We start from the raw sequence: 25,128 nt of genomic DNA, 5'->3' as shown, positions 1-25,128 counted from the left end.
ACTATTCTACGCCCAACAAACGCGTCGGGCTGCTGCTCTGATTTGCGCAGTGTGCGGCGGCTTCGGGTAGTCAGCGAGTCTTTTCCCGCTCATTCACGAGCCCGCGAAAAGACAGCGTGGAGGCAGAGAACGTCTCTGTCCGATCCATGACGAATCGTCAATAAAGGCCACTTAATCATGCTTACAGTTATTTGTGACAACCCCGGAACGCTCCGCTCGGAGATGCGCTCGATTCCCGAACGCGCGGCGGGCGAGGTTCTGCTCAGAGTCAGGCGCGTGGGTGTGTGTGGCACCGACATGCACATCTTCACGGGGAATCAGCCCTACCTCCAGTATCCCCGCGTGATGGGCCACGAACTGTCGGGCACGGTCGAAGAGGCCGACGACAGTTCGGCTTTGAACATTGGCGATGCCGTGTATGTGATGCCGTATCTGTCGTGCGGCAAATGTATTGCGTGCCGTAACGGCAAGACCAATTGCTGCGTGAACATCCAGGTCCTCGGCGTTCACCGGGACGGCGCGATGACCGAGTATCTGAGCGTGCCGGCCCAGTTCGTGCGCAAGGCGGAAGGCGTGACGCTCGACCAGGCCGCCATGGTCGAATTTCTCGCGATCGGCGCGCATGCGGTACGGCGCGCGGACGTCAGCGCCGGACAGCGCGTGCTGGTTGTCGGCGCCGGGCCCATCGGCATGGCGGCCATGATCTTCGCCAAGCTGCGAGGCGCCACCGTGACCGCCCTCGATTCACGAGCGGATCGCCTGGCCTTCTGTTCCGCGAAGATAGAAGTGGCGGCGTCGGTTGCCCTCGGCGAGGGGGATGTCGAGCGCCTGAGCGAACTCACGGACGGCGAATTCTTCGACGTGGTATTCGATGCAACCGGCAACGCGGACGCCATGCGGCGCGGTTTCGAGTTTATTGCGCACGGCGGGAAATACGTCCTCATCTCTGTCGTCAAGGACGTCATATCGTTCTCCGACCCGGAGTTCCATAAGCGCGAGGCGACGCTGCTGGGCAGCAGAAATGCGACGCTGGAAGATTTCGACACCGTCCTCGACGCCATGCGCGCGGGGAAGATTCCCGACGCGGCGCTCAACACCCATCGTCTGCAACTGTCGTCCCTTCCCACCGAATTCTCGAAGCTGCTGGCGCCCTCCGCGGGTGTCGTCAAAGCGATTGTCGAATGCTGAAGGGCGAGCTCTGCGAATGACAATCACGACCTGTCCGATTCTTCAGTTTGGAACCAGCCGATTCTTGCAAGCGCATGTCGACCTGTTCGTGTGCGAGGCGGCGCGCCGTCATCCAGACGACGCGTTGGGCAAGATCGCCGTCGTGCAAACGACCACGAGCCCGCAAAGCCGCGCGCGTATCGAGGCGCTTCGCGCAACCGGCCGATATCCCGTTCGCATCCGCGGTTTGCAGCGCAAGCAGACAGTCGACCTGACCATCGAATGCGATAGCGTCGCGCAAGCGCTCCACGCCGACGATGACTGGCCCGCATTGCTCGAGCGCATCCGGGACCAGGTGGAGGTGATCGTGTCGAACACGGCGGACAACGGCTATGCGCTGTTCGCCGACGACACGGCCTCCACGCTCGCCGCGGGCTCCGCGCCGCGCGGCTTCGCGGCGAAGCTGGCCGCTTTGCTGCACGAACGTTATCGCGCGGGAGGCAAGGCGATCACCGTGCTGCCCTGCGAACTGATTTCGCGCAATGGCGATGTCCTGCGCGATCTGGTGATGTCGGTCGCGCGTGGCTGGCACATGGAGCCAGGCTTTCTTCACTACCTGGCGCATGACTGCATCTGGGTCAACTCGCTGGTCGACCGGATCGTCTCGGAAGCCATCGATCCCGTCGGGGCGGTGGCCGAGCCCTACGCGCTGTGGGCCATCGAGCGTCAGGAGGGCATGGTGTTGCCGTGCCGGCACGAGAGCATCATCGTCACCGACGATCTGGCCCATTTCGAACGTTTGAAGCTTTTCCTGCTCAATCTCGGCCACACGATGCTTGCGGAGTTCTGGCTTGGTTCGCGAGGAGAAGCCGGCACCACTGTACTGGATGGCATGCGCAACGAATCCTGGCGTGGAGCGCTTGAATCGACATGGAAGGATGAAGTGCTTCCGGTTTTCGAAGCACTGGGCCAGTACGAAATCGCCAGCAAATATCTCGACGACGTGCGCGATCGTTTCGAAAACCCGTTTCTCGCCCACCGTCTCGCCGACATCGCCGGCAATCATCAGGAAAAAAAGCAGCGCCGACTGAAGCCGGTCGTCGATCTCGCGAGTGAACTAGGCGTCCGGGTCGAGCAGAAGCGGCTGAGGCTGGCGCTTGGGGGCGGCACTTAAGGCGGCACCTAAGTTCGCAGCTAAGTTGCACCTCAGCGACCGGAATCAGTTCCTCGCTGTCCTCAATCCAAAAACAATCGGTCCAGCGGAAAAACCGGAGACCGTCAACTCAGAAGCATAGGAGACGAATATGCGCAGTATGCGTTGGGTAGTGATATTTCTCTGCTTTCTCGCCATCGCGATCAACTACGTCGATCGCGCGAATATGGCCGTCGCGGCACCGGCAATCCAGAAGGCGCTCGATATCGGCCCGGCTCAGATGGGACTCATCCTGAGCGGATTCTTCTGGACCTATGCGCTAATGCAAATGCCGTTCGGTTGGTTCGTCGATCGCATCGGCGCGCGAATCGCGTTGCCGCTGGCGGTCGGCTGGTGGTCGCTTTTTACGGCGCTCACCGCCGCGGCGACGAGCGTCACCGCCATGTTCGGCTGCCGTCTGCTGCTTGGCGTGGGCGAAGCGGGGGCCTATCCGTCCTGTGCAAAACTCGTGAGCCAATGGTTCAAGCCGGCGCAACGCGCGCTCGCCACGAGTATCTTCGATAGCGGATCGCGCGTGGGCTCCGCGCTTTCGATTCCGCTGGTCGCACTGATCATCAACGCGCTCGGCTGGGAAGCGTCGTTCATCATCACCGGCGCCGTCGGGTTCGTTTGGGTGCTCGGCTGGTTCCTGATCTATAGAAGTTCATCGCGCGGGGATCTCACCGGCGAGGCCGACGCCGTTGCGCGGCAACAGGCCGCGCCGAAGAAGAAGATTCCGTGGCTTTCGCTCTTCAGGCACCGGACGCTGTGGGGCATGATGCTCGGCTTCTTCTGCCTGAACTTCGTCATCTATTTTTTCATTACCTGGTTCCCTAGCTATCTTGTTCAGACGCGCGGCTTCTCGCTGAAATCGCTGGGTACGCTAGGCATGATTCCCGCGCTCATGGCGATTCCGAGCGGCTGGCTCGGCGGATATGTGTCCGATGCGCTGTATCGCCGCGGCTGGAGTCTGACCAGGGCTCGCAAGACCTGCATGGTGGGCGGCATGCTTCTTTCGTCGATCATCACGCTCTGCGCGTTCACGACGAATATCTATCTGATGCTGGCATTCTTCGGCATCGCTTATGGCAGCCTGTCGTTTGCCGGGGCGAGCATCTGGTCCCTGCCCGGCGATGTCGCTCCCACGCCCGATCACGTCGCGTCCATCGGCGGGATTCAGAACTTTGCGTCGAATCTCGCCGGCATCGTGATCACGACGTTCACCGGCCTGATGGTGTCGCTCACGCACGGGTCGTTCACGATTCCGCTGTGCGTGGCGGGCGGCTTCTGTGTGCTTGGCGCGTTCAGCTATCTGGTGATCGTGAAAAAAATCGAACCGTTGTCCGTGGACGACGCACATTCCCCCGCAGAGAGCCCTGTTCAGTCAGCGGTATAAACATCATGCCTTCGATCTCGACCGTATCCGATCTTGCAGCCATTCGTCTCCACGACAACGACGATGTCGTGATCGCAACCCGGCAATTGATGTCCGGCGCGCGCATCGCGTCGGAGAATCTCGTGGTCGCCGGGCTCATTCCGCCCGGCCACAAGATCGCGACACGCGATATGGCCGCCGGTGAGCCGGTGAAACGCTACAACCAGATCATCGGCGTGGCCAAGGAACCGATCTCTCGTGGTCAGCACGTCCACGTTCACAACCTCGGCATGGCTGAGTTTTCACGAGAGCATGCGTTCGGTATCGATCTGCATCCGACTGAATACGCGCGCGAGCCCGCGACCTTCATGGGCATCCGCCGCGACGACGGACGAGTCGCGACGCGCAATTTCATCGGCATTTTGACGAGCGTGAACTGCTCGGCCACCGTCGCGCGCGCCATCGCCGATCACTTCCGGCGCGACGTGCATCCGCAAGCGCTCGCGCCTTACCCCAACGTCGACGGCGTGGTCGCATTGACGCACGGCCTCGGCTGCGGCATCGACACGATGGGCGAAGGTCTCGCGGTGCTGCGGCGCACGCTGGCCGGCTATGCGATTCATCCGAACTTCCACTCGGTCTTGTTCGTCGGTCTCGGCTGCGAGACGAACCAGATTTCGGGCGTACTGGAATCGGCCGGGTTAAAAGCGGGAGAGCGGCTGCGCAGCTTCACGATTCAAGACTCCGGCGGAACGAGAAAGACCATCGAACGCGGCATCGACATGGTGAGGGAGATGCTCGCCGATGCCAATCGTGTCACGCGCGAACCGTTGCCGGCCTCGCATCTGATCGTCGGTTTGCAATGCGGCGGGTCCGACGGCTACTCGGGCATTTCGGCGAACCCCGCGCTGGGCGCGGCGGTCGACCGGCTGGTACGGAACGGCGGCACGGCGATTCTCTCGGAGACACCGGAAATCTACGGCGCCGAGCATTTGCTGACACGTCGCGCCGTCAGTCGCGAGGTGGGCGAGAAACTGCTGGCACGCGTTGCCTGGTGGGAAAACTATTGCGCGAGGAACGGCGCGGCGCTCGACAACAATCCGTCCGCGGGCAACAAGGTCGGCGGTTTGACGACGATTCTCGAAAAGTCCCTCGGCGCGGTGGCCAAGGGCGGCACGACCAATCTCGTCGAGGTGTATCAGTACGCTGAACGCATCGACGCAAAGGGATTCGTCTTCATGGACTCGCCGGGCTACGACCCGGTTTCGGCGACAGGGCAGGTCGCGTCAGGCGCCAATCTGATCTGTTTCACGACCGGGCGCGGTTCCGCATACGGCTGCGCGCCATCGCCTTCGTTGAAACTCGCGACCAATACAGCGCTGTGGGAAAGGCAGGAGGACGACATGGACATCAATTGCGGCGGCGTGGTGGACGGCAACGCCTCGGTTGCGGAACTCGGCGACCTCATCTTCGAGCGCATGCTCGAATGCGCATCCGGGGCCCCGTCGAAAAGCGAAGCGAACGGTTATGGACAAAATGAGTTCGTGCCGTGGCAATTGGGCGTCATCACCTGAACGATTCGCGCCCCAGCGCCACGAATCTCTCCAGATGATGGTCCTCATCGCCTAGCTGATGATCGATCATCACGAGGCGCTTCGCATAGTGAGCGAGCGGCAGTTCCCACGTCATGCCGATTCCGCCATGCAGTTGAATGCACTCCTCGGCGACCAGCGTGCCGATCCGGCCGATACTGTATTTCGCCGCCGAAAGCGCTCGCTCGCGAACCGTGCGCGCCGCGCCCAACGCCGCCGCCGCATTGATCACCGCCGAGCGCGCCTGCTCGATTTCGAGCAGCAAATCGGCCATGCGATGCTGCAACGCCTGGAAGCTGCCGATGGGCACGCCGAACTGCTTGCGCGTGCGCAGATACTCGAGCGTGTGCTCCTTCGCGACATCCATTGCGCCGACCGCTTCGGCGCACAGCGCCAGTACCCCGCGGGCAATCGCGTATTCCAGCGTGGCGTAACCCTCGCCGGATAGGCCGAGCAGCGCGCCGTCGTCGAGCGACACGTTGTCGAACGTCACTTCGGCCGCGCGCCCGCCGTCGATCTTGCGATAGCCGCGCACGCCGACACCCGCTGCATCGCGCGGCACGAGAAAGAGGGTCACGCCTTCTTCTTCGTCGTCGGCGCCGGCGGTGCGCGCGGAAACCAGAAAGAGCGAAGCATTCTCGCCGTGCTGAACGACCGCCTTCGCGCCGCTCAAGTGCCATGCGTTACCGTGGCGCTCGGCACGCGTCGTCACGCGAGCCAGCTCGTAGTGGCTGTCCGGCTCGCCATGCGCGAGCGCGACGATTCGCGAACCGTCGATCAATTCGACGAGCAGCGCTTTCTGCGTCTCGTTGCCGCTCTTCGCAATCGCCTGGCCGACGATCAACGTATCGAGAAACGGTTCGACGACGAGGCCGCGGCCCAGGCACTCGAACACCACGGCGATATCGAACCCGTCGCCGCCAAAGCCGCCGTTCGCCTCATCGAACAACGCGCCGATGATGCCTAGCTCCGCGAAGCGATGCCACAGTTCGGCGCTGAAGCCCTGTGCCGAGGCCGCAATCCGGTCGCGCGTCTGGAAGCCGTATTGCTCGCTGATAAAACGGTTGAGCGTATCGGCCAGCATGCGGCGGTCTTCGGTGTGCTGGAAGTTCATGAGTTGCGCCCCTTACAGTCCCAGGATCATTTTGGAAATGATGTTCTTCTGGATTTCGTTGGAGCCGCCGAAAATCGACAGCTTGCGGTTGTTGAAATACGAAGCCGCCGCGCTCGCGGCTTCGTCGGGGCCGACCGGCTTGCCCGCGAAACCATCGTGCAAGGCTTCTTCGATGAACGGTTGCGCGTATGCGCCCATCGCGCGGCGCGTGAGCGACGAGATCTCCTGGCGAATCTCCGTGCCGCGAATCTTCAGCATCGAACTCTCCGCGCCCGGCACGCCGCCGCCGGCCACCGCCGCGATCACGCGCAGGTTGGTGGTCTTCATGTTCTCCAGGTCGATCTCGACGCGCGCCATGCGCGCCGCGAACAAGGGATCTTCCGCCAGCGGCCGGCCGTTGCGCCGCTGTTTCGCGGCGATCGTGCGCAAGCGGTTGAACGCGGCCACGGAGAAACCGACGCCCGCGATATTGGTGCGCTCGTACGTGAGCAGATACTTCGCGTAGGTCCAGCCCTTGTTCTCTTCGCCGACGAGATTCGCGGCCGGCACGCGCACGTCGGTGAAAAACACCTCGTTGACTTCGTGCTCGCCGTCGAGCGTGATGATCGGCCGCACCTCGACGCCCGGCGTAGTCATATCGATCAGCAGGAAGCTGATGCCGTCCTGCTTGCGCACGTCGGTCGCGGTGCGTACGAGGCAGAAGATCATGTTCGCGTAGTGGCCGAGCGTGGTCCACGTCTTCTGGCCGTTGACGATGTAGTGCTCGCCTTGCGCGTCCATGCCGCGTACCGAGGTGGTTTTCACCGAGGCCAGATCGGAACCCGCGCCCGGCTCCGAATAGCCCTGGCACCACCAATCGGAGCCGTCGAGTATGCGTGGAAGCCAGTGGCGCTTCTGCGCGTCGCTGCCGTATTTGATCAGCACCGGGCCGAGCATGTTGACGCCGAACGGCACCACGCGCGGCGCGCCCGCCAACGCGCATTCGTTTTCGAAGATGAATTTCCGCACTGCATCCCAGCCTGGGCCGCCGTATTCCTTCGGCCAGTGATTCGCGAGCCAGCCTTGCGCGTTGAGAATCGCGTGCCACTCGGCCATGTCGTCGCGCGTGAGGCGGCGTCCGCCGTGCACCTTGCTGGCGAGACGTTGCGGGAGCTTGTCGCGCAAAAAGGCCAGCACGTCGGCGCGAAAGGCTTCTTCTTCGGCAGTGAAGTTCAGATCCATGACGAGGGTGTCCGTGAAGGTTGAGTAGAGCAGCGGTGCGCGGGCAGGCCACCGCCGGCCGAGATGTGCTTACCGCAACGAAGCTCGATGACGTGGCAAGTCAAACCTTTTGATCGAGGCTCGCAAAATCCGCGCCGCGCAATTCGCGCGTCACGGCGTCGGTCGAAAGATTGAGGCTCATGGCTTGTCTCCTGATTCTGATCGGGTGTGCCGAGTCCGGTGAATGCCCGATTGTCGGTCGGTCAGGCTTTATTGACAATCACATGGAGTAGATGCTGTATAGGCCGAACCACATCACACGCGGGCGGCGGCGACTTTCATCGAGCTTGTTCTGAAGCAGGCGTGGGAAAGCGGAAGAGAATTACGGCTTGAGCGGTCGCGGGTATGCTCAACAAAAACGAAGAGCCGTGCGCCATCGGGCGACACGTGAAACCCAGAGGAGACGCGGATGAAATGGGCCATCGCCTTTCTGGCGCTGCTTGCAAGCGCCATTGTCGTCGTACTGGTCGCGCGCCTGCCTGCCGAGCAGGCCATCCGTTTCGCCGGCTATGCGGGCACCGCGCTCCTTGCCGCGCTGGTCAGCTTGCTGTTTCGCTGGCGCGCCGCCAAACGCGAGCAACGAAAGGCGCCGCGATGAACCAACAAGCCGACGTGTAAAGCGTCGCGCGCGACAATCAGGCATGCAGCGATAGACCCTTGACCGCCTTGTCGACGGCCTTCTTCGCGCCGCGCACCGCGAGCCCGGCGAGATCGGGCGCATCGGCGGGTTCGGCGGGTCCGGCGCGGAACACCTCGCGGTTCGCCTGATCGTGGCCGGTCGAGAACATCGCGCGCACATAGACCGCGCGCGGCAGTTCACGCTCGATGCGCTGGCGAAAGGCCCGCAACAAACCGGCGTTGTCCGCCTGGTACACCATCATCGGTTGACCGAGCAGCCGCACACGCGTGCTACGATGCTTCGCTCATTGCGCAGAGCGTCGGAGACACCCATGCGTCCACAGAATGCCGCCCGTTTCGATGAACAGTTCGCGCCGCGCATCGCCGAGGCCATCGCCGCGTGTTTCGCCACCACCGTGCATACCGAAGTGCTGCCTTACGGCGGCCACGGGCATCCGACGCGCGTGCGGATTCATGCCGCGCCGATCGACGATATCCGCCACTACGCGCATCCGTTGAATCTGTATCTGACGTGGGACAGCGACGAGATTGAAAGGTTGGTGAGCGCGCGAGAGCCGGCGCGCTTCGACAACTATCTGGCCGCGTTGCCGCGCAAGCTCACGGCCTGGCGGCATGCGCGCGAACTGGATTTTCTCTCGCATACGCAGGGCGAGCCGGTGATGTTGATCGGCGGGCTCGACTTCGAGTCGTGACGGTGGTGCGGCTCGAAGCCGCTCGAAGCCGCTCGCGGCGCGCTTGCGAAGACGAATGAAAAGCGGCCGCTGCTCGCTTCGCAGCGGCCGCTATCTTTCCCGCGGACGTCTGACTGCTTCGGCCGAATCCTGAACGAGCGTCAACCGCCCAGCGCCGGATCGCTCATGCTGCTCTTGCCGGTTTCCACGTGGCCGGCAAAACGCCGCGCGAACAGCGCATCCTTCTCCACCGTGATCGCCAGGTCGTACCAGCCGTAGGCGTTGCGCAGGTCGAGGTAGATCTGGTCCGTATCGCCGCCGCGCACCCAATGCTTGATTTCATGTTTCGGGTCATAGGCGTTGACGATATGGAAGCGGCAACGCTCGCCGCCCACATTGATGAGCCGCAACTGCAGATTGCCGTTCGCGACATCGTAGCCTTCCTCGACTTCAGGACGCGCGATGCCCGATCCGTCCCACCAGCTACGGGCGACCGGCCGGCCCGCAAAGCGCCGCAGATAACCGTTCGGGCCGTGCACGGTGAAGTCGTAGGTGCCGTCGGCATTCAGCGGCAACTCGTCCTGCAAACGCTTGCCCGCTTCCACCGTATAGGTGCGCGGCGCGGCGAGACCGTTCGCGGTGTAGACCAGGAACACCGCGCCGGTGCTGCCCGTGTTGACGAAACGCATCACGAGCTTATTGAGCGAACCTTCGCCGTGAACGCGCACGAAGAGTTCATATGGCAGCGCGCGAGCCGGCCGCACGCCGGGCTCCTGCTTCGGCACCGCCTGCACGGCCGGCGGCAGCGGCACGTAGTCCGGGTGGCGATTCTGATCGGGCGGCACATAGCCGCTCGTGCTCGGCAGCTTCGGGAACGCATCGTTGGGGTTGCTGAAGTTGAACGCCGACGTCAGGTCGCCGCATACCGCGCGGCGCCACGGCGAGATGTTCGCTTCGCCCAGATTGTTCTGCGCGCCGAAGCGCTGTTCGATGAAGCGGATCACCGACGTATGGTCGAACAGTTCCGAGCACACATAGCCGCCTTTCGACCACGGCGAGACCACCAGCATCGGCACGCGCGCGCCCAGTCCGTAGGGACCGGCGGGTCTTTTCGCATCGCCGGGATAGATCTCGTTGACCGTGTCGACGGTGGACAAGCCATTCGCGCTCGAAGCGGGCGCGAACGGCGGCGAGATGTGATCGAAGAAGCCGTCGTTCTCGTCGTAATTGATCAGCAGGACCGTCTTGCTCCACACCTCGGGGTTCGACGTGAGAATCTGCAAGACCTGATCGATGTACCACGCGCCGTAATTGGCGGGCCAGTTCGGATGCTCGGAATACGCCTCGGGCGCGGTGATCCACGAGACTTGCGGCAGCGTGTTGTTCTGCACGTCGCGCTTCAGAATGTCGAAATAGCCGTCGCCCTTCGTGGCGTTCGTGCCGGTGCGCGCGTTGTCGTACAGCGGGTTGCCCGGCTGCGCGTTGCGGTACTGGTTGAAATACAGCAGCGAGTTGTCGCCGTAATTGCCGATGTACGGATTCTCGGTCCAGCCCCATGAGCCCTTCGCGTCGAGTCCCACGCCCACGTCCTGATAGATCTTCCACGAGATGCCCGCGTTTTGCAGCACTTCCGGGTAGGTGGACCAGCCATAGCCGAGCTCGGAATTGTCGATCACCGGACCGCCGCCGCTGCCGTCGTTGCCCACCCAGCCGCTCCACATGTAATAGCGGTTCGGATCGGTCGGGCCGATCAGCGAGCAGTGATACGCGTCGCAGATCGTGAAGGCGTCGGCGAGCTGGTAGTGAAACGGAATGTCCTCGCGCGTGAGGTAGGCCATCGTCGTGGCGCTCTTCGCGGGCACCCACTGATCGTAGCGGCCGCCGTTCCATGCCGCCTGCGAGCTGTTCCAGTCGTGCGGGAGATCCTGCAGAAACTGCATGCCGAGGTTGGACGCGGTGGGACGAAACGGCAGCACGTAGCCGGCATCCGCGGCGAGCGGCTGATACCACACCGGTTTGCCGTTGGGCAGATTGATCGCGCGCGTGTCGCCGAAACCGCGCACGCCCTTGAGCGTGCCGAAGTAGTGGTCGAACGAGCGGTTTTCCTGCATCAGCACGACGATGTGCTCCACGTCGCGGATGGTGCCGGTTGCGTTGTTCGCCGGAATGGCGAGGGCGTTGCGAATGCCCAGCGGCAACATGCTCAACGCGGTCACGGACCCGGCGGCATGCGCGGCGGAGCGCAGAAAATCACGGCGATTTTTTGATGTCATGGTTTTGGCCTTCGATCTCGGTAGAGGAACGAACCACGCGACGCGCGAGTATCAACCCGCGCATTGCGTGGACGCGGAACTCAATCAACGGTATGAATGACGGGTGGGGCGAGCGGCGTCGACGCGGCGGCGGACAGTGCCGGGTCGGCGCTTGATGCGGGCAGTGCTGGGCTTTGAATCGTGACTGCTGCGGGTGCGGGTGATGCGGATGACGGATCGGCTGAGAGGACCGCCGGGGTGTTGCTGTTATCTGCCGAAGCGTTGTCTGAACGTCGGGCAGCGCCGGCCTGGCTCGGGTCGCGGCCCTCGTCGCCGCATGCGCCGATCAGCGCGCACAAGGACGCTGTGACCAGCGCGCCCGCCAAACGTTTGCGATAAACAGCAAGGGATGGCTTCGGCACAACGGACATGGCAACGACTCCGGCACAGGGAAGGGGTGCGAGGGCATCCGTGTGCCCAGGTCAGCGATGCAGAAGCATAATCGCTTACCTGTGTAAGTTTTGTGAAGAGGTAGTGAGGGGTTTTTATTGTCGGCATGCCGCTGCACTACGAAAGGGCAGCGGCAACGGCATGGCAAAAGCGGTGCTTACTTGTCGAGATTCAGGAACGGCAGCGGCGCGCCCGCGCCGAGGTAGGTCGGCAGCTTGCCGTCCCAGCGGTTGATCGCCTGCAGTTGCAGATACTCCTTGCCGCCGTTGGTCTTGACCGCTTGCGCCTGAATCGCGATCGATTCGGCCTCGCCGCGCGCCTTGGCGATCTGCTGATCGGCTTCGAACTTCACGCGCGCGAGTTCGCGCTCCGCCTGCTCGGCGCGCTGGCTCGCGGTGACCTTGGCTTCAATGGCCTGGTCGAACGCCGCGCTGAACTTGAAATTGGTGATGTTGATATCCTGGATCAGGAAGCCATAGCCTTTCAGTTTCGTAATCAGTCCGCTCATGATGTCGGTGGAGACCTGCTGGCGCCTGGTCACCAGCTCTTCCGCGGTGTAGCGCGCCGCAACCGCCTTGAACACCTCGAACATGGCCGGCTGCACATACGAGGCTTCATACTGGAGCGACGGCGCCATGGCATACAGCGCACGAACCTTGTTCGGATCGACGCGGTAGTTCATCGTCAGATCGGTGTGCACCGACTGCAGATCCTTGGACGCCGCCTGCGCGCCTTCCACCTTGGCGACGTCGAGCCCGATGAAAACTTCGTGCAGGCGCGATACCGGGCTCACCAGGTGCGGGCCTTCGGGCAGCGTTTCCGCCTCGATATGTCCGAAGGTCGTCACCACGCCGATGTGCGATTGCGAAACCTGCACGAAGCTCGAGAACAACGCGCCAACGGCCACGACGAGAACGAAGATGATTACGCCATAGCGCATTTGCGGCTGATGATCCTTGCGCAGCGATTTCGATGCGAATACGGCTGCCGCGCCGATAATGACGGCAAGAAAAAGAATAAAGATGATTTGGCCCATGTCGATATTCTATCAGGTGAAGTCATACAAACAGAAAATGGCGGGCTGAATTATCCGCATTGCGCAGCCGGCCTTATGAAAATCTGCAACAGCAAACGGGGAAGCGTGTTCCTTTGCGTTGAAGCAGTGTGAAATCGTTAAGCAAATTTGTGTTTTTAATGTCGCCGGCGATTAAAGGCGCCGGCGAATGATCGCGAAGTCTACAAGCATATTGAACGCTTGCGCAACGGGATCTTTTAGAGCGGAAAATTGAAACGCGAATGCGCGTGGCGCGGTTTTTAACGTTGCGCCGTTGTCTCGCCGTTGTTTATTTGAACCGCATGAGGAAACCGCGCCGGCATCGCGCAGTTATGTGATGCCCCAACGCCGAAGTTCTACTGGCGCTGTTGAACAATGAACGCGGCAATGGCCTCGTTCAACGCCCGCGGCGCATCGCGATGCGGCGAATGTCCGCAAGCGTCGAGCTTCACGAGCCGCGCATGCGGCACGCGCTGCGCGATCGTCTCGATCTGCGCCATCGTGCCGTAATGGTCGTCGTGACCTTGCACCGCGAGCAGCGGCTCGCGGATCGCAGGCAGTTCCTCGGCAATGGTCCACTGCCTGAAGGCCGGATTCAGCCAGATGTCGTTCCAGCCATAAAACGCCGAATCGACGTCGGCGTGATAGCGGCTGAGTTTGCCGCGCAGGTCGGTGGTTTCGTAAAGCTGTTTGGTCTGCGCGATGCTTTGCACCGAAATGTCTTCGACGAATACGTGCGGCGCGATCGCCACCGCGCCGGCCAACGCCCCGGGGTAGAGCGCCGCGTACAGCAGCGCGATCGAGCCGCCGTCGCTATGGCCGACGAGCCACATGCGTTGGCGCTGACGCATGTCGATATTCAGTGCGTCGAGCAAGGCGGGCAGAATGTCGCGCGCCTGGGCGGTCATGAAATCGACCGGCCATTTCACGTCATGCGCGCGCGGCGTGGAGCGTCCGTAACCGGGCCGTGAATAGACGAGCCCGCGCATGCCGAGTTGCTCGCATAAGGATTGCGGCCAGTCGCGCCACATGGCGAGCGAGCCGAGTCCCTCGTGCAGGAACACGGCGAGCGGCGCGTCGCCCGCAGCCTCGTTCACCCAGCGATATTCGATGCGCAACGGCCCATGCGGCGCCGTCGCGGGCAGGTCGGCGAAATCGCTGGCGGCGCTTGCGGCGGCGGGGTTCTGCATGGATTACCTCATGACTGTTCGCGCAGTTTGAAGCGTTGAATCTTGCCGGTGGCGGTCTTCGGCAAATCGTCGAGGAACACGATATCGCGCGGGTACTTATGCGGCGCGAGCCGTCCCTTGACGAAGGCTTTCAGTTCATCCGCGAGTATCTCAGAGGCGGCGAACTCACGCTTCAACACGACGAACGCGCGCGTCTTGACGAGCCCGCCGTGATCCACGCCGACCACCGCCGCTTCCAGCACCGCGTCATGCTGCACGAGCACCATCTCCACTTCGACGGGCGACACATACTGGCCGCTCACTTTCAGCATGTCGTCGCTGCGCCCCGCGTACACATAGCAGCCGTTCGGCAGACGGCAGTACTTGTCGCCGCTGCGAATCCATTCGCCGAGAAACGTGGCGCGCGACTTCTCGCGATTGCTCCAGTACATCAGCGCCGAGCTCGGCCCCTTGATAAACAGATCGCCGATTTCGCCGTCGGGCACCGGCTGACCCAACTCGTCGCGCAACGCGACTTCATAGCCCGGCACGGGACGGCCCGTGGTGCCGTATTCGACCGCGCCCGCGCGATTCGACAAGAAGATATGCAGCATTTCCGTCGAGCCGATGCCGTCGAGTATCTCGCAGCCGAAGTGCGCGGTGAAGCGCTCGCCGATTTCGCGCGGCAAGGCCTCGCCCGCCGACGCGCACACGCGCATCGCGACATCGGCGCGCGCGGGCAGATTGGGCGAGACCAGCATGCTCGCGTAGAGCGTCGGCACGCCGTAAAAGATGGTGGGGCGATGCTGCACGAGACACTTGAAGATCGCGTCGGCGGTGGGGCGCTCCGCCATCAACACCGCGGTCGCGCCGACCGACAGCGGGAACGTCAGCGCATTGCCGAGCCCATAGGCGAAGAACAGCTTCGCCGCCGAGAACACCACGTCGCCCTCCACAATGCCGAGGATCGGCTTCGCATACAGTTCGGCGGTCCAGTAGAGATTGGCATGCGTGTGGACGGTGCCCTTCGGCTTGCCGGTCGAGCCGGACGAGTACAGCCAGAACGCGATGTCGTCGCAACCGGTGGCGGCGGATTTGCCTGCCGGCGTCGCGGCGTCGAGCAGATCCTTGAGTAGCGGCGTCGATAGCGCGTCGCCTTCGCGCGGCTGCGAGACGATCAACTGACAGCCGTCGTGCTCGGTGGCTTCCATCGCCTGCGTGACGTTCGCCAGCAGCGCGCCCGATGCGATCACGGCGCGCGCGTGGCTATGCGTGAGCATGTACACGTAATCGGGCGCGGTGAGCAGCGTATTCGCGACCACCGGCACGACGCCCGCGAGGAGCGCGCCGAGAAACGCGATCGGCAATTCGACCGTGTCGAGCATCACCAGCAGCACGCGTTCCTCGGGATGCACGCCGAGCGTGCGCAGTACGCTCGCGAAGCGCCGCGCGCGGTTCTCCAGTTCGCCGTAGGTGGCCGCGCCGGTGTCGTCGATATAAGCGGTTTTGGCGGCGCGCGCCTGGTTCAGTTCAAACAGGTAAGCCGCGAAATTGAACAGCGCGGGCGGCGGCTCGACCGTCACGGCGGGCTGACTCGCAGCCGGTTCCAGCAGGGCTTCCATATGTCTCCTCCAACGGGTGAGGGGCGGTCCGGCTGTTATCTGCTCTTGATCCGCTCGATGCTTGCGTGCTTGCTGCCTGTGTATGTCTCGTGCGCTCCGCGTGCGGCTTGCGCGTGTACTTCCGCGGGTGGCTTCCGCTATGCCGCGGGCAAGTGGGTTGTTCGCGTCAGCGCGTCGATTGCCGCGCTCGATGCCTGAACCGCCGAGCGCCGGTGATAGAAGCCGAGCGCGCGATATCGACCGCCGAATCGTTGCGCGTGGTGCCCGAGTTCCCGATGGCGATTGCGTAGTAGTCGTCGCGCCTGGCTTGCGGCAGCTTGACGATTTTGGTGAGGCGCGCGGCGCGCTGCGCATAGGTCAACGCGCGCAACGCGGCGCCTGCCTGTTCGCGGGCAAAGCCGAAGGCACGCGCCAGGTCGAGGCTCTCGCTTGAGACGCGCACGAGCGCCTCGCCTGTTAGCGGATCGGTCAGCGTCACGCCGTCGCCGCTGCCCGCGACCCATTGGCCACCCACGTAGTTCTTCAAAAGTTCGGTCATGGCTGTCTCGGTGCGTCAGGCGGAAGCGGGGGCGTGGTGAATTCGATCGCGCCTTGCGGCAGCAGATACAGCACCAGCGCCTGACCGTTCGCCACGGTCGGACGATGCGCGCTGCCGGGACCGTACACGCACCAGCCGGCCGGATGACCGTCGAAGGTGGCGCCTTCGGTGAGCGGCATGATCAGGTCGATCTCGCCGTGAGGATGAACGTGATGCGGACCGGCAATGTCCTTCATCTCCACCACGTCGACGGAAAAGCCGTGAGTGTCGGGCAGCGCCTTGAAGATGCGCCCGTAGCGAATGCCGCCGCCCTCGCGATTGCACAGCCAGCCTTCGGCCACGCCGGTGCGGCATGCGTCGGCGAGCGCGCGGAACGTCTCGCCATCCGCGGGCCAGGTGTTGTTCAACCACGCGGCGAGTTCGCCGTCGAGCGCTCGGCCGGCGAGTTGCCCGGTCACGCCCGCGATCAGGCGCTGGAATTCATGTGGGGACATGCGAGCCCTCCATATCGACCCGCGCACGCACGTTAGTTCATGCGTGTGGTCGAGCCGTCTCCGTGACGCGGCCGAAATATCTCGACGGCGTTTGTGATTGGATCAATATTTGGCGAAAATTAACCGTTCGCTTGGGTCGTGTCAAGCACTATAGTACATACATCGCAGTCGTGAGGTAGTAAAACATGAATCAAAATAACACTCCAGCGCCATTAGGCGACGCCGCCAATGACGACGCAAGCCGCGCGGATCGGCCCGACAGCGCGACCGAGCGCGGCGGCGAGCGTGAGGAACGCGATCCCTTTCTCACGGCGATGGGCGAGCGCGTGCGCCTCTTGCGCGCGCGCCGCGGCATGACCCGCAAGACGCTGGCGACCGAAACCGGTTTGTCGGAGCGTCATCTGGCGAATCTGGAATCGGGCGTGGGCAACGCGTCGGTGCTGGTGTTGCGGCAGATCGCGACGACCTTGAACTGTCCGCTCGCGGAGGTGATCGGCGACGAAACCACGGCTTCCGCCGAATGGCTGCTGATCCGCGAACTGCTGCACGGCCGCGATCAGGCGGCCTTGCAGCGCGCCCGCGTGGCGCTCGCCGAGATGTTCGCGCAGGCCCCGCGCGACCCGCATCGCAAGGACCGGATCGCGTTGATCGGGTTGCGCGGCGCGGGTAAATCGACGCTCGGGCGCATGCTCGCGCAGGAGCGCAAGGTGCCGTTCGTCGAGTTGACGCGCGTGATCGAGCAGCTTGCCGGCTGCCCGCCCTCGGAGATTCATTCGCTGTACGGCGCGAGCGCTTACCGGCGCTACGAGCACCGCGCGCTCGAGGCGGTGATTCAGGAGCACGAGCGCGCGGTGATCGCGTCGCCGGGCGGCCTGGTGTCGGAGTCGGGCACGTTCAATACGCTGCTGTCGCATTGCTTCACCGTGTGGCTGCAAGCCACGCCGGAAGAGCACATGCGCCGCGTGGTCGCGCAAGGCGACCTGCGGCCGATGTCGGGCAACCGCGAAGCGATGGACGACCTGAAGCGCATTCTGGCGGGTCGCGGCGAGCTGTACGGCCGCGCCGACATGAGCTTCGACACCAGCGAGAAAACCTTGGCGGACGCCTATTTGCAGCTACGCGACCGGCTTGCCGCAAGGCTTGCGGCGGAATCGCCGGACGACGCGCGCGCGATTTGACATGCATTTCCACGCCAGGGTTTACCAACAAATATGAAGTAAAGTGCTTTACATGGGTATGATGATGCACTATTGTTCAAAAACAGGTTGCATCGTCCAAGTCAGGAGACGCCCATGTCCACAGCAGAAACCGCGGTCGCGCCGGTCGACTACCGCACCGATCCCTTGCAGTACAAGCATTGGAAGCTGAGCTTCAACGGTCCGGTCGCGACGCTCGGCATCGATATCGCCGAGGACGGCGGCATTCGCGACGGCTACAAGCTGAAGCTGAACTCATACGACCTCGGCGTCGATATCGAACTGCACGACGCGATACAACGCATCCGCTTCGAGCATCCCGAAGTCAAAACGGTGGTGCTCACCAGCCTGAAAGACCGCGTGTTCTGCTCGGGCGCCAACATCTTCATGCTGGGCTTGTCCTCGCATGCGTGGAAGGTCAACTTCTGCAAGTTCACCAACGAGACGCGCAACGGTCTTGAGGATTCGTCGCGTTACTCGGGCTTGAAGTTTCTCGCGGCGGTGAACGGCGCATGCGCCGGCGGCGGTTACGAACTCGCGCTGGCTTGCGACGAAATCTATCTGGTGGATGACCGCTCGTCGTCGGTGTCGCTGCCGGAAGTGCCGTTGCTCGGCGTGTTGCCCGGCACCGGCGGCCTGACGCGCGTGACCGATAAACGCAAGGTGCGCCACGATCGCGCGGATATCTTCTGCACAGTGGTGGAAGGCATTCGCGGCGAGCGCGCGAAAGCCTGGCGTCTCGTGGATGAAGTCGTGAAGCCGAATCAGTTCGATCAGGCCATCCAGGCGCGCGCGCTTGAACTCGCGGCAAAAAGCGATCGTCCCGCGGACGCGCCGGGTGTGATGCTCACGCGCGTCGAACGCACCGACCGCGAAGACGGCCTGACGTACCAGACGCTCGACGTCACGATCGAGCGCGCCAGGCGCATCGCGACGTTCACGGCGAAAGCGCCGCCAGCCGAACAACCCACGCAGATCGACGCCATCGTTGCAGCCGGCGCGCACTGGTGGCCGCTGCAATTCGCGCGCGAGCTCGACGACGCGATTCTCTCGATGCGTACCAATGAGCTCGAAGTCGGCACCTGGGTGTTCAAAACCGAGGGCGACGCGCGCAACCTGCTCGCCACGGACGCCACGCTGATGCAGCACCGCGATCACTGGTTCGTGCGCGAAACGATCGGCCTGCTGCGCCGCACGCTCGCGCGCATCGACGTCTCGTCGCGCTCGCTGTTCGCGCTGATCGAACCGGGCTCGTGCTTTGCCGGCACCTTCGCGGAACTCGCGTTCGCCGCCGACCGCGCGTATATGGCCGCGCTGCCGAGCAATGAGGACGAGGAGCCGGCCATCACGCTTTCGGAGGTCAACTTCGGGCTTTATCCGATGGTGACGCATCAGTCGCGGCTCGCTCGCCGGTTCTATGAAGAAGCCGAACCGCTCGACGCCGTGCGCTCGAAAATCGGCCAGCCGATCAAACCGGTCGACGCCGAGCGCCTCGGACTCGTCACCGCCTCTCCCGACGATATCGACTGGGCCGACGAAATCCGCATCGCGCTCGAAGAACGCGCGGCGATGTCGCCCGATGCGCTCACCGGCCTCGAAGCGAATCTGCGCTTCAACGGGCCCGAGACGATGGAGACGCGCATCTTCGGCCGTCTCACCGCATGGCAGAACTGGATCTTCAACCGGCCGAACGCAGTGGGCGAGAAAGGCGCGCTCAAGGTGTACGGCAAGGGCAGCAAGGCGCAGTTCGATGCTTCGCGTGTGTGATGCGTGTGTGATGCGCGTGTGAATGCGCGCGCCTGAAAAGCACCCACGCCATTAACGCGATTTAACGCAACGCGGCCCGCCGGATACGCGCGGCACTGCATCCGCTCAAGGAACCGACCATGTCGACGATCAACTACAGCGAAAAGATTCCGAACAACGTCAACCTCGCCGACGACCGCACGCTGCAACGCGCGCTCGAACAATGGCAGCCGAACTTTCTGTCGTGGTGGGGCGATATGGGCCCGGAAGGCTCGCAGGGTTACGACGTGTATCTGCGCACGGCGGTGAGCGTGGATGCGGGCGGCTGGGCGCATTTCGATCACGTGAAAATGCCGGACTACCGTTGGGGCATTTTTCTGACGCCCGGCGAGCACGACCGCAAGATTCACTTCGGCGAGCACAAGGGCGAAGCGGCGTGGCAGGACGTGCCCGGCGAGCATCGCGCGAATCTGCGCCGCATCATCGTGACGCAGGGCGATACGGAGCCGGCTTCGGTCGAGCAGCAACGTCATCTCGGCTTGACGGCGCCTTCCCTGTACGACTTGCGCAATCTGTTCCAGGTGAACGTGGAGGAAGGCCGCCATCTGTGGGCGATGGTGTATCTGCTGCATCGTTATTTCGGCCGTGACGGCCGCGAGGAAGCCGAGGCATTGCTCGGCCGCCGCTCGGGCGACGACGACAATCCGCGCATTCTCGGTGCATTCAATGAGAAAACGCCGGACTGGCTCGCGTTCTACATGTTCACGTATTTCACCGATCGCGACGGCAAGTTCCAGTTGTCCGCGCTCGCCGAGTCGGGTTTCGATCCGCTCGCGCGCACCACCAGGTTCATGCTGACCGAGGAAGCGCATCACATGTTCGTCGGCGAATCGGGTGTGTCGCGCGTGATCCAGCGTACCGCGCAAGTGATGAACGAACTGGGCACCGACGACGTCACGAAACTTCGCGCGGCCGGCGTGATCGATCTGCCGACTATCCAGCGCTATCTGAACTTCCATTACTCGGTGACGATCGACCTGTTCGGCGCCGATCATTCATCGAATGCGGCTACGTTCTATAGCTCGGGTTTGAAGGGACGCTATGAAGAGAACAAGCGCGACGACGATCATCAGTTGAACGGGCAGCGCTACAAGTTGCTCGACGTGCAGGACGGCAAGCTGGTCGAGCGCGAAGTGCCGATGCTCAACGCCATGAACGAAGTGCTGCGCGACGATTACATCAAGGACTCGATGGCGGGCGTGGGGCGCTGGAACAAGGTGCTCGACAAGGCCGGCATCGATTTCCGCATGACGGTGCCGCATAAGGCGTTCAATCGCCAGATCGGCACGTTTGCCCGCACGCGCGTGTCGCCCGATGGCCGCGTGGTGAGCGAAACCGAATGGGCCGCCAACGAGGCGAAGTGGCTCGCCACGCCGGAAGACCGCGCGTATGTCGCGTCGCTGATGGGGTGCGTCACGGAACCCGGCAAGTTCGCGAACTGGATTGCGCCGCCGGCGATGGGCGTCAATCGCCAGCCGGTCGATTTCGAATACGTGCGCTTTAACTGAGCGCACGAGAAGCCGGGATGCGCGTGGCGCGCATGCGCCGCAATAGAGGGTGGAGGTAGTGATGAACGGCCCAGTGTCGATCGAGGTTCTCAGGCAGCATCTGATCGATCCGGAAATCTGCATTCGCTGCAATACCTGCGAAGAGACTTGCCCGGTCGATGCGATCACGCACGATGACAACAACTATGTCGTGAAGGCCGATGTGTGCAATGGCTGCATGGCATGCGTGCCGCCGTGTCCGACCGGCGCGATCGATAACTGGCGCACGGTATCGAAGGCCGATGCCTATCCGGTCGACGAGCAGTTCACGTGGGACGTCTTGCCGGAACAGAACACGATGGCGGTTCCCGCCGCCGATGAAGCGCCGGGAGATCCGGCGGCGGACGCGAGCGGCGTCGAAGTGGACACCGTGCGCGGCTCGGTGGTGCCGCCGTGGTCGGCGGCGAAGCCTTACGTGAATCTCTATACGCACAAGGCGCCGACCACCGCGACGGTGGTCGGCAACTACCGGCTCACGGACGCTTCGACCGATAGCGACATTCATCACATCGTGCTCGATTTCGGTTCGATGCCGTTTCCGGTGCTGGAAGGCCAATCGATCGGCATTCTGCCGCCGGGCGCGAGCGCCGATGGCCGAACGCATCACGCGCGCCAGTATTCGATCGCGAGTCCGCGCGACGGCGAACGGCCCGGCTATAACAACGTGTCGCTGACGGTAAAACGTGTGTCGCAACAGCACGGCGATGCGCTCGACGGCGTGTGCTCGAACTATCTGTGCGATCTGAAGAAGGGCGACGTGGTCAACGTGATCGGCCCGTTCGGCGGCACGTTCCTGATGCCGAACCATCCGAACTCGCATCTGCTGATGATTTGCACGGGCACCGGTTCGGCGCCGATGCGCGCGATGACCGAGTATCGGCGGCGTCGCCGGCTGAAAGGCGCGACGGGCAAGCTGATGCTGTTCTTCGGCGCGCGCACGAAAGAAGAGTTGCCGTATTTTGGGCCGCTCACGAATCTGCCGAAGGATTTCATCGATACGAATCTGGCGTTTTCACGCACGCCGGGGCAGGCGAAGCGCTACGTGCAGGACGCGATGCGCGAGCGCGCGGTCGATGTCGCGCAGCTGCTCAAGGACGACAACACGCATATCTACGTGTGCGGGTTGAAGGGCATGGAAGAGGGCGTACTGCAGGCGCTCAGGGAAATCGGCGAGCAGCATCGGATGGATTGGGACGCGCTGTGGGCGAAGTTGAAGCGGGAAGGGCGGTTGCATCTGGAGACGTATTGAGCGTCTTACGTTTCCACGCGAAGCGGCTCGCGCGCTTGCGAGCCCTGCGTTTTTTACCAGATGGTCACTGTGCGGTCTCCCAGTCGTCTTCTTCGATAGGCGAAGCTGACTCGTCATAACGCACAACTGAGCCGCGCAGCACTTCGAGCGGACTGCGCTCTGCACCGTGGTAGGGCCGTACTTCCAGCGCTGGTTTGCCGTGATCCGTGACGATCATGCTTTCGCCGGAAGATTCGATTTGCCGAAAAAATTCCAGCGCCTTGGCTTTGAACTCGGACTTGGATACCCGCTTGTCTTGCATGACTTTTTCCATAGCCATCTGCCCGAAGGCATCATCCTAAATGAAATTCGGCGATTTCCACTACCTGTTCTAACGCGAGCCTCCAGCCTGCCCAGGCGACACCGCCCCGCACGCCCGAATCACCAACTGCACCACTTCTTCCGTCGTCGCCTCGAACGTTTTTTGCGTCAGCGCGCGCTTGCCCCTGAGCGCGCGAATCTGCGCGTCGAAGTCGGCGTAATGCTGCGTGGTCGCCCAGATCATGTACATCAGCGTTTGCGCATTCACCGGCGCGAGCAGGCCGCGCGCGATCCAGTCGTCGATCACTTTCACGCGGCTGTCGAGCCACGGCTTCACGCGTTGCGTGAGTATGTCGTCCATGTGTTCGGCGCCGTGAATGATCTCGCTCGCCCACACCTTCGAGCCGAGCGGCCGGCGCCGCGACAGTTCCATTTTCGCGCGTACATAGCCGCCGATCGCCTCGACCGGATCGTCGCTGCATTCGAACGTATCCGCCGCGCGATACCAATCCTCGAACAGATCTTCCAGCACGCGCCGGTACAACGCGAGCTTGGTCGGGAAGTAGTAATGCAAGTTGGCTTTTGGTAAACCCGCACGTTCGGCGATCATCGCGGTGCTGGCGCCCTCCAGCCCGCGCTCGGCGAAAACCGCCTCGGCGCACGCCAGAAGATGCGCTTCATTCGACTCGCGAATGTGCGCCTTGCGCCGCCGCAAAGGTGCGCGCGTTTCTTCGTTTTCGGTGATGTCGGCAGCCACGTGGTCGTCTCTCATGTTCACCCGCAGCGGCATGTGTGCCGCGTCGCGCTTCATTCTAGTCGTTTGGCGGCGCGTGGACATGCGGATTCGCCATGCGCATCGAGCGCGTGCTGCGATGCAATGGCACGCTTCTCGCTCTGTTTGTCACCGCACGAAAGGCATTGATTTGGCGGTCTTAATCGTCTACAACCTGTCCAACTGGACAGGATTGAGAGAGCGGGCGATGCCCCAGGGTTTGCCCTTTCCCTAAGGGGCGAGCGAAGCGATCGAATGTGCACCGCCGCCGTGCGGCCACGCCCCGGAATTCGCCGTCAATGCACCAGTTTCATGTCGGTTCACCGAAAGGAGCGAGACGAATGAACGCGGTATCCGAAGCGCTGAAGAAGGCCCACCGAGAACCCGCTACGTCGATCAAGGTCGACGGCCAGCGGCTGTGGGACAGCCTGATGACGATGGCGAAGATCGGCGCGACGCCCAAGGGCGGCGTTTGCCGTCTCGCGCTCACCGACCTCGACAAGCAGGGGCGCGATCTGATCGTCGGCTGGGCGAAGGAAGCGGGCTGCACGGTCAGTGTCGATCAGATGGGCAATGTGTTCATGCGCCGCGCCGGGCGCAACCCGGATGCGCTGCCGGTGATGACTGGCTCGCACGCGGACTCGCAGCCGACCGGCGGCCGCTTCGACGGCATCTATGGCGTGCTCGGCGGTCTCGAAGTGATTCGCAGCCTGAACGATCACGGCATCGAAACCGAGCACCCCGTCGAAGTAGTGATCTGGACCAACGAGGAAGGCTCGCGCTTCGCGCCGGCGATGGTCGCGTCGGGCGTGTTCGCCGGCGTGTTCACGTTGGAGTATGGCCTCTCGCGCAAGGACGTGGACGGCAAGACCATCGGCGAGGAACTGCAACGCATCGGCTATGCGGGCGATGTTCCGTGCGGCGGGCGCGCGTTGCATGCGGCTTTTGAACTGCATATCGAACAGGGGCCGATTCTCGAAGCCGAGCAGAAAACCATCGGCGTGGTGACGGACGCTCAAGGTCAGCGCTGGTACGAGATCACGCTCACCGGACAGGAGGCGCATGCGGGGCCGACGCCGATGCCGCGCCGTCGCGACGCATTGCTCGGCGCCGCGCGCGTGGTCGATCTGGTCAATCGCATCGGGCTCGATAACGCGCCGTTCGGCTGCGCGACGGTCGGCATGATGCAAGTCCATCCGAACTCGCGCAACGTGATTCCCGGCCGCGTGTTTTTTACCGTCGACTTTCGTCATCCCGACGATGCGGTGCTCGCGAAGATGGATGCCGCGCTGCGTGAAGGCGTGGCGAAGATCGCGAGCGGCATCGGTCTCGAAACCGAACTGGAACAGATCTTTTACTACGCGCCGGTCGCGTTCGACGAAGCCTGCGTGACATCCGTGCGCGCCGCGGCCGAACGTTTCGGCTATCCGCATCGCAACATGGTGTCCGGCGCGGGACACGACGCCTGTTATCTGTCGCAAGTCGCGCCCACTTCGATGGTGTTCGTGCCTTGCGTCGACGGGATCAGCCATAACGAAATCGAGGACGCCACCTTCGAATGGATCGAGGCGGGCGCCAACGTATTGCTGCACGCGATGCTCGAACGGGCGTGCGAGCCGGTTTCATAACGCTTTTTGCGGCTTCACCGTAGTGCCCATGAAACACGCCG

22 protein-coding genes and 1 pseudogene are annotated in these 25,128 nt (G+C 63.0%); 11 read left to right on the top strand and 12 right to left on the bottom strand.

Annotated elements, in window-relative coordinates:
• The first annotated feature begins 177 nt into the window (after window positions 1-177).
• The 4 genes from ACOCG7_RS24765 (at window position 178) to ACOCG7_RS24750 (ending at window position 5,308) form a co-directional block, all read left to right on the top strand.
• Window positions 178-1,188: a zinc-binding alcohol dehydrogenase family protein gene (locus ACOCG7_RS24765; protein WP_244744852.1), complete on the top strand. Its 1,011-nt coding sequence runs from the start codon at window positions 178-180 to the stop codon at window positions 1,186-1,188.
• Window positions 1,189-1,204: 16 nt separating this feature from the next.
• Window positions 1,205-2,341 carry a mannitol dehydrogenase family protein gene (locus ACOCG7_RS24760; protein WP_244744853.1) on the top strand — a complete coding sequence of 379 codons (1,137 nt, stop codon included), beginning with the start codon at window positions 1,205-1,207 and terminating at the stop codon, window positions 2,339-2,341.
• A gap of 130 nt (window positions 2,342-2,471) precedes the next feature.
• The gene (locus ACOCG7_RS24755; protein ID WP_244744854.1) at window positions 2,472-3,755 is read left to right on the top strand and encodes an MFS transporter; all 1,284 of its coding nucleotides are present in this window, start codon (window positions 2,472-2,474) and stop codon (window positions 3,753-3,755) included.
• 5 nt (window positions 3,756-3,760) lie between these two features.
• On the top strand, window positions 3,761-5,308 hold the full coding sequence (locus ACOCG7_RS24750; protein ID WP_421377737.1) for a UxaA family hydrolase: 1,548 nt from the start codon (window positions 3,761-3,763) through the stop codon (window positions 5,306-5,308).
• Here ACOCG7_RS24750 and ACOCG7_RS24745 read toward each other — a convergent pair.
• Window positions 5,301-6,440, bottom strand: a complete 1,140-nt coding sequence (locus ACOCG7_RS24745; protein ID WP_244744855.1) for an acyl-CoA dehydrogenase family protein — start codon at window positions 6,438-6,440, stop codon at window positions 5,301-5,303. The genes ACOCG7_RS24750 and ACOCG7_RS24745 overlap by 8 nt on opposite strands.
• Before the next feature lie 12 nt (window positions 6,441-6,452).
• The gene (locus ACOCG7_RS24740) at window positions 6,453-7,661 is read right to left on the bottom strand and encodes an acyl-CoA dehydrogenase family protein (RefSeq protein WP_421377735.1); all 1,209 of its coding nucleotides are present in this window, start codon (window positions 7,659-7,661) and stop codon (window positions 6,453-6,455) included.
• Between the two features lie 448 nt (window positions 7,662-8,109).
• On the opposite strand from ACOCG7_RS24740, the gene ACOCG7_RS24735 reads away from it, so the two are divergent.
• Window positions 8,110-8,298, top strand: coding sequence for a hypothetical protein (locus tag ACOCG7_RS24735; protein ID WP_114162869.1), 189 nt, complete (start codon window positions 8,110-8,112; stop codon window positions 8,296-8,298).
• 37 nt (window positions 8,299-8,335) lie between these two features.
• Here ACOCG7_RS24735 and ACOCG7_RS24730 read toward each other — a convergent pair.
• Window positions 8,336-8,599: pseudogene (locus tag ACOCG7_RS24730) on the bottom strand (DUF2000 family protein); the annotation flags it as partial.
• A 51-nt stretch (window positions 8,600-8,650) separates the two neighbouring features.
• Between ACOCG7_RS24730 and ACOCG7_RS24725 the strand changes: the two are divergent.
• Complete coding sequence (locus tag ACOCG7_RS24725) at window positions 8,651-9,031, top strand: DUF5594 family protein (protein WP_073430538.1); 381 nt, start codon at window positions 8,651-8,653, stop codon at window positions 9,029-9,031.
• A 140-nt stretch (window positions 9,032-9,171) separates the two neighbouring features.
• Here ACOCG7_RS24725 and ACOCG7_RS24720 read toward each other — a convergent pair whose 3' ends face one another.
• From ACOCG7_RS24720 to ACOCG7_RS24690, 7 genes are all read right to left on the bottom strand, one after another.
• Window positions 9,172-11,283, bottom strand: coding sequence for a phosphocholine-specific phospholipase C (locus ACOCG7_RS24720; RefSeq protein ID WP_421377732.1), 2,112 nt, complete (start codon window positions 11,281-11,283; stop codon window positions 9,172-9,174).
• Between the two features lie 80 nt (window positions 11,284-11,363).
• Window positions 11,364-11,693 (bottom strand): hypothetical protein, encoded by a 330-nt coding sequence (locus ACOCG7_RS24715; RefSeq protein WP_083084123.1) that lies wholly within the window; start codon window positions 11,691-11,693, stop codon window positions 11,364-11,366.
• Window positions 11,694-11,869: 176 nt separating this feature from the next.
• Window positions 11,870-12,748: a prohibitin family protein gene (locus tag ACOCG7_RS24710; protein ID WP_084561449.1), complete on the bottom strand. Its 879-nt coding sequence runs from the start codon at window positions 12,746-12,748 to the stop codon at window positions 11,870-11,872.
• Between the two features lie 374 nt (window positions 12,749-13,122).
• Complete coding sequence (locus ACOCG7_RS24705) at window positions 13,123-13,956, bottom strand: alpha/beta fold hydrolase (protein ID WP_244744858.1); 834 nt, start codon at window positions 13,954-13,956, stop codon at window positions 13,123-13,125.
• Between the two features lie 8 nt (window positions 13,957-13,964).
• Complete coding sequence (locus ACOCG7_RS24700) at window positions 13,965-15,557, bottom strand: benzoate-CoA ligase family protein (protein WP_244744859.1); 1,593 nt, start codon at window positions 15,555-15,557, stop codon at window positions 13,965-13,967.
• A gap of 166 nt (window positions 15,558-15,723) precedes the next feature.
• A complete protein-coding gene (locus ACOCG7_RS24695; RefSeq protein ID WP_280519511.1) occupies window positions 15,724-16,095 on the bottom strand; it encodes an aldehyde dehydrogenase family protein in 372 nt (123 codons plus the stop codon).
• Window positions 16,092-16,589, bottom strand: a complete 498-nt coding sequence (locus tag ACOCG7_RS24690) for a DUF4863 family protein (RefSeq protein ID WP_244744860.1) — start codon at window positions 16,587-16,589, stop codon at window positions 16,092-16,094. Before ACOCG7_RS24690 ends, ACOCG7_RS24695 begins: the two co-directional genes overlap by 4 nt.
• Window positions 16,590-16,774: 185 nt before the next feature.
• Here ACOCG7_RS24690 and ACOCG7_RS24685 point away from each other — a divergent pair, with 185 nt between their 5' ends.
• The 4 genes from ACOCG7_RS24685 (at window position 16,775) to boxA (ending at window position 22,387) form a co-directional block, all read left to right on the top strand.
• On the top strand, window positions 16,775-17,767 hold the full coding sequence (locus ACOCG7_RS24685; RefSeq protein ID WP_244744861.1) for a helix-turn-helix transcriptional regulator: 993 nt from the start codon (window positions 16,775-16,777) through the stop codon (window positions 17,765-17,767).
• A 114-nt stretch (window positions 17,768-17,881) separates the two neighbouring features.
• Window positions 17,882-19,552 carry a 2,3-epoxybenzoyl-CoA dihydrolase gene (boxC, locus tag ACOCG7_RS24680; protein ID WP_244744862.1) on the top strand — a complete coding sequence of 557 codons (1,671 nt, stop codon included), beginning with the start codon at window positions 17,882-17,884 and terminating at the stop codon, window positions 19,550-19,552.
• Between the two features lie 119 nt (window positions 19,553-19,671).
• Window positions 19,672-21,099 carry a benzoyl-CoA 2,3-epoxidase subunit BoxB gene (gene boxB, locus ACOCG7_RS24675; RefSeq protein WP_244744863.1) on the top strand — a complete coding sequence of 476 codons (1,428 nt, stop codon included), beginning with the start codon at window positions 19,672-19,674 and terminating at the stop codon, window positions 21,097-21,099.
• Between the two features lie 61 nt (window positions 21,100-21,160).
• A complete protein-coding gene (gene boxA, locus ACOCG7_RS24670; RefSeq protein ID WP_083084107.1) occupies window positions 21,161-22,387 on the top strand; it encodes a benzoyl-CoA 2,3-epoxidase subunit BoxA in 1,227 nt (408 codons plus the stop codon).
• A 64-nt stretch (window positions 22,388-22,451) separates the two neighbouring features.
• Here boxA and ACOCG7_RS24665 read toward each other — a convergent pair whose 3' ends face one another.
• Both ACOCG7_RS24665 and ACOCG7_RS24660 read right to left on the bottom strand, forming a co-directional pair.
• Complete coding sequence (locus ACOCG7_RS24665; RefSeq protein ID WP_083084105.1) at window positions 22,452-22,688, bottom strand: type II toxin-antitoxin system Phd/YefM family antitoxin; 237 nt, start codon at window positions 22,686-22,688, stop codon at window positions 22,452-22,454.
• A 69-nt stretch (window positions 22,689-22,757) separates the two neighbouring features.
• Window positions 22,758-23,498 (bottom strand): TetR/AcrR family transcriptional regulator, encoded by a 741-nt coding sequence (locus ACOCG7_RS24660; protein ID WP_244744865.1) that lies wholly within the window; start codon window positions 23,496-23,498, stop codon window positions 22,758-22,760.
• Between the two features lie 302 nt (window positions 23,499-23,800).
• Between ACOCG7_RS24660 and ACOCG7_RS24655 the strand changes: the two genes are divergently transcribed.
• Complete coding sequence (locus ACOCG7_RS24655) at window positions 23,801-25,087, top strand: Zn-dependent hydrolase (RefSeq protein WP_244744866.1); 1,287 nt, start codon at window positions 23,801-23,803, stop codon at window positions 25,085-25,087.
• Window positions 25,088-25,128: the final 41 nt, after the last annotated feature.

Origin of the sequence: Paraburkholderia sp. DD10 (genome assembly GCF_049177125.1) — a bacterium.
Classification (GTDB): Bacteria; Pseudomonadota; Gammaproteobacteria; order Burkholderiales; family Burkholderiaceae; genus Paraburkholderia; species Paraburkholderia terricola.
The sequence above is the reverse complement of the archived record's forward strand: the minus strand, read 5'-3'. Positions and strand labels throughout refer to the sequence as shown.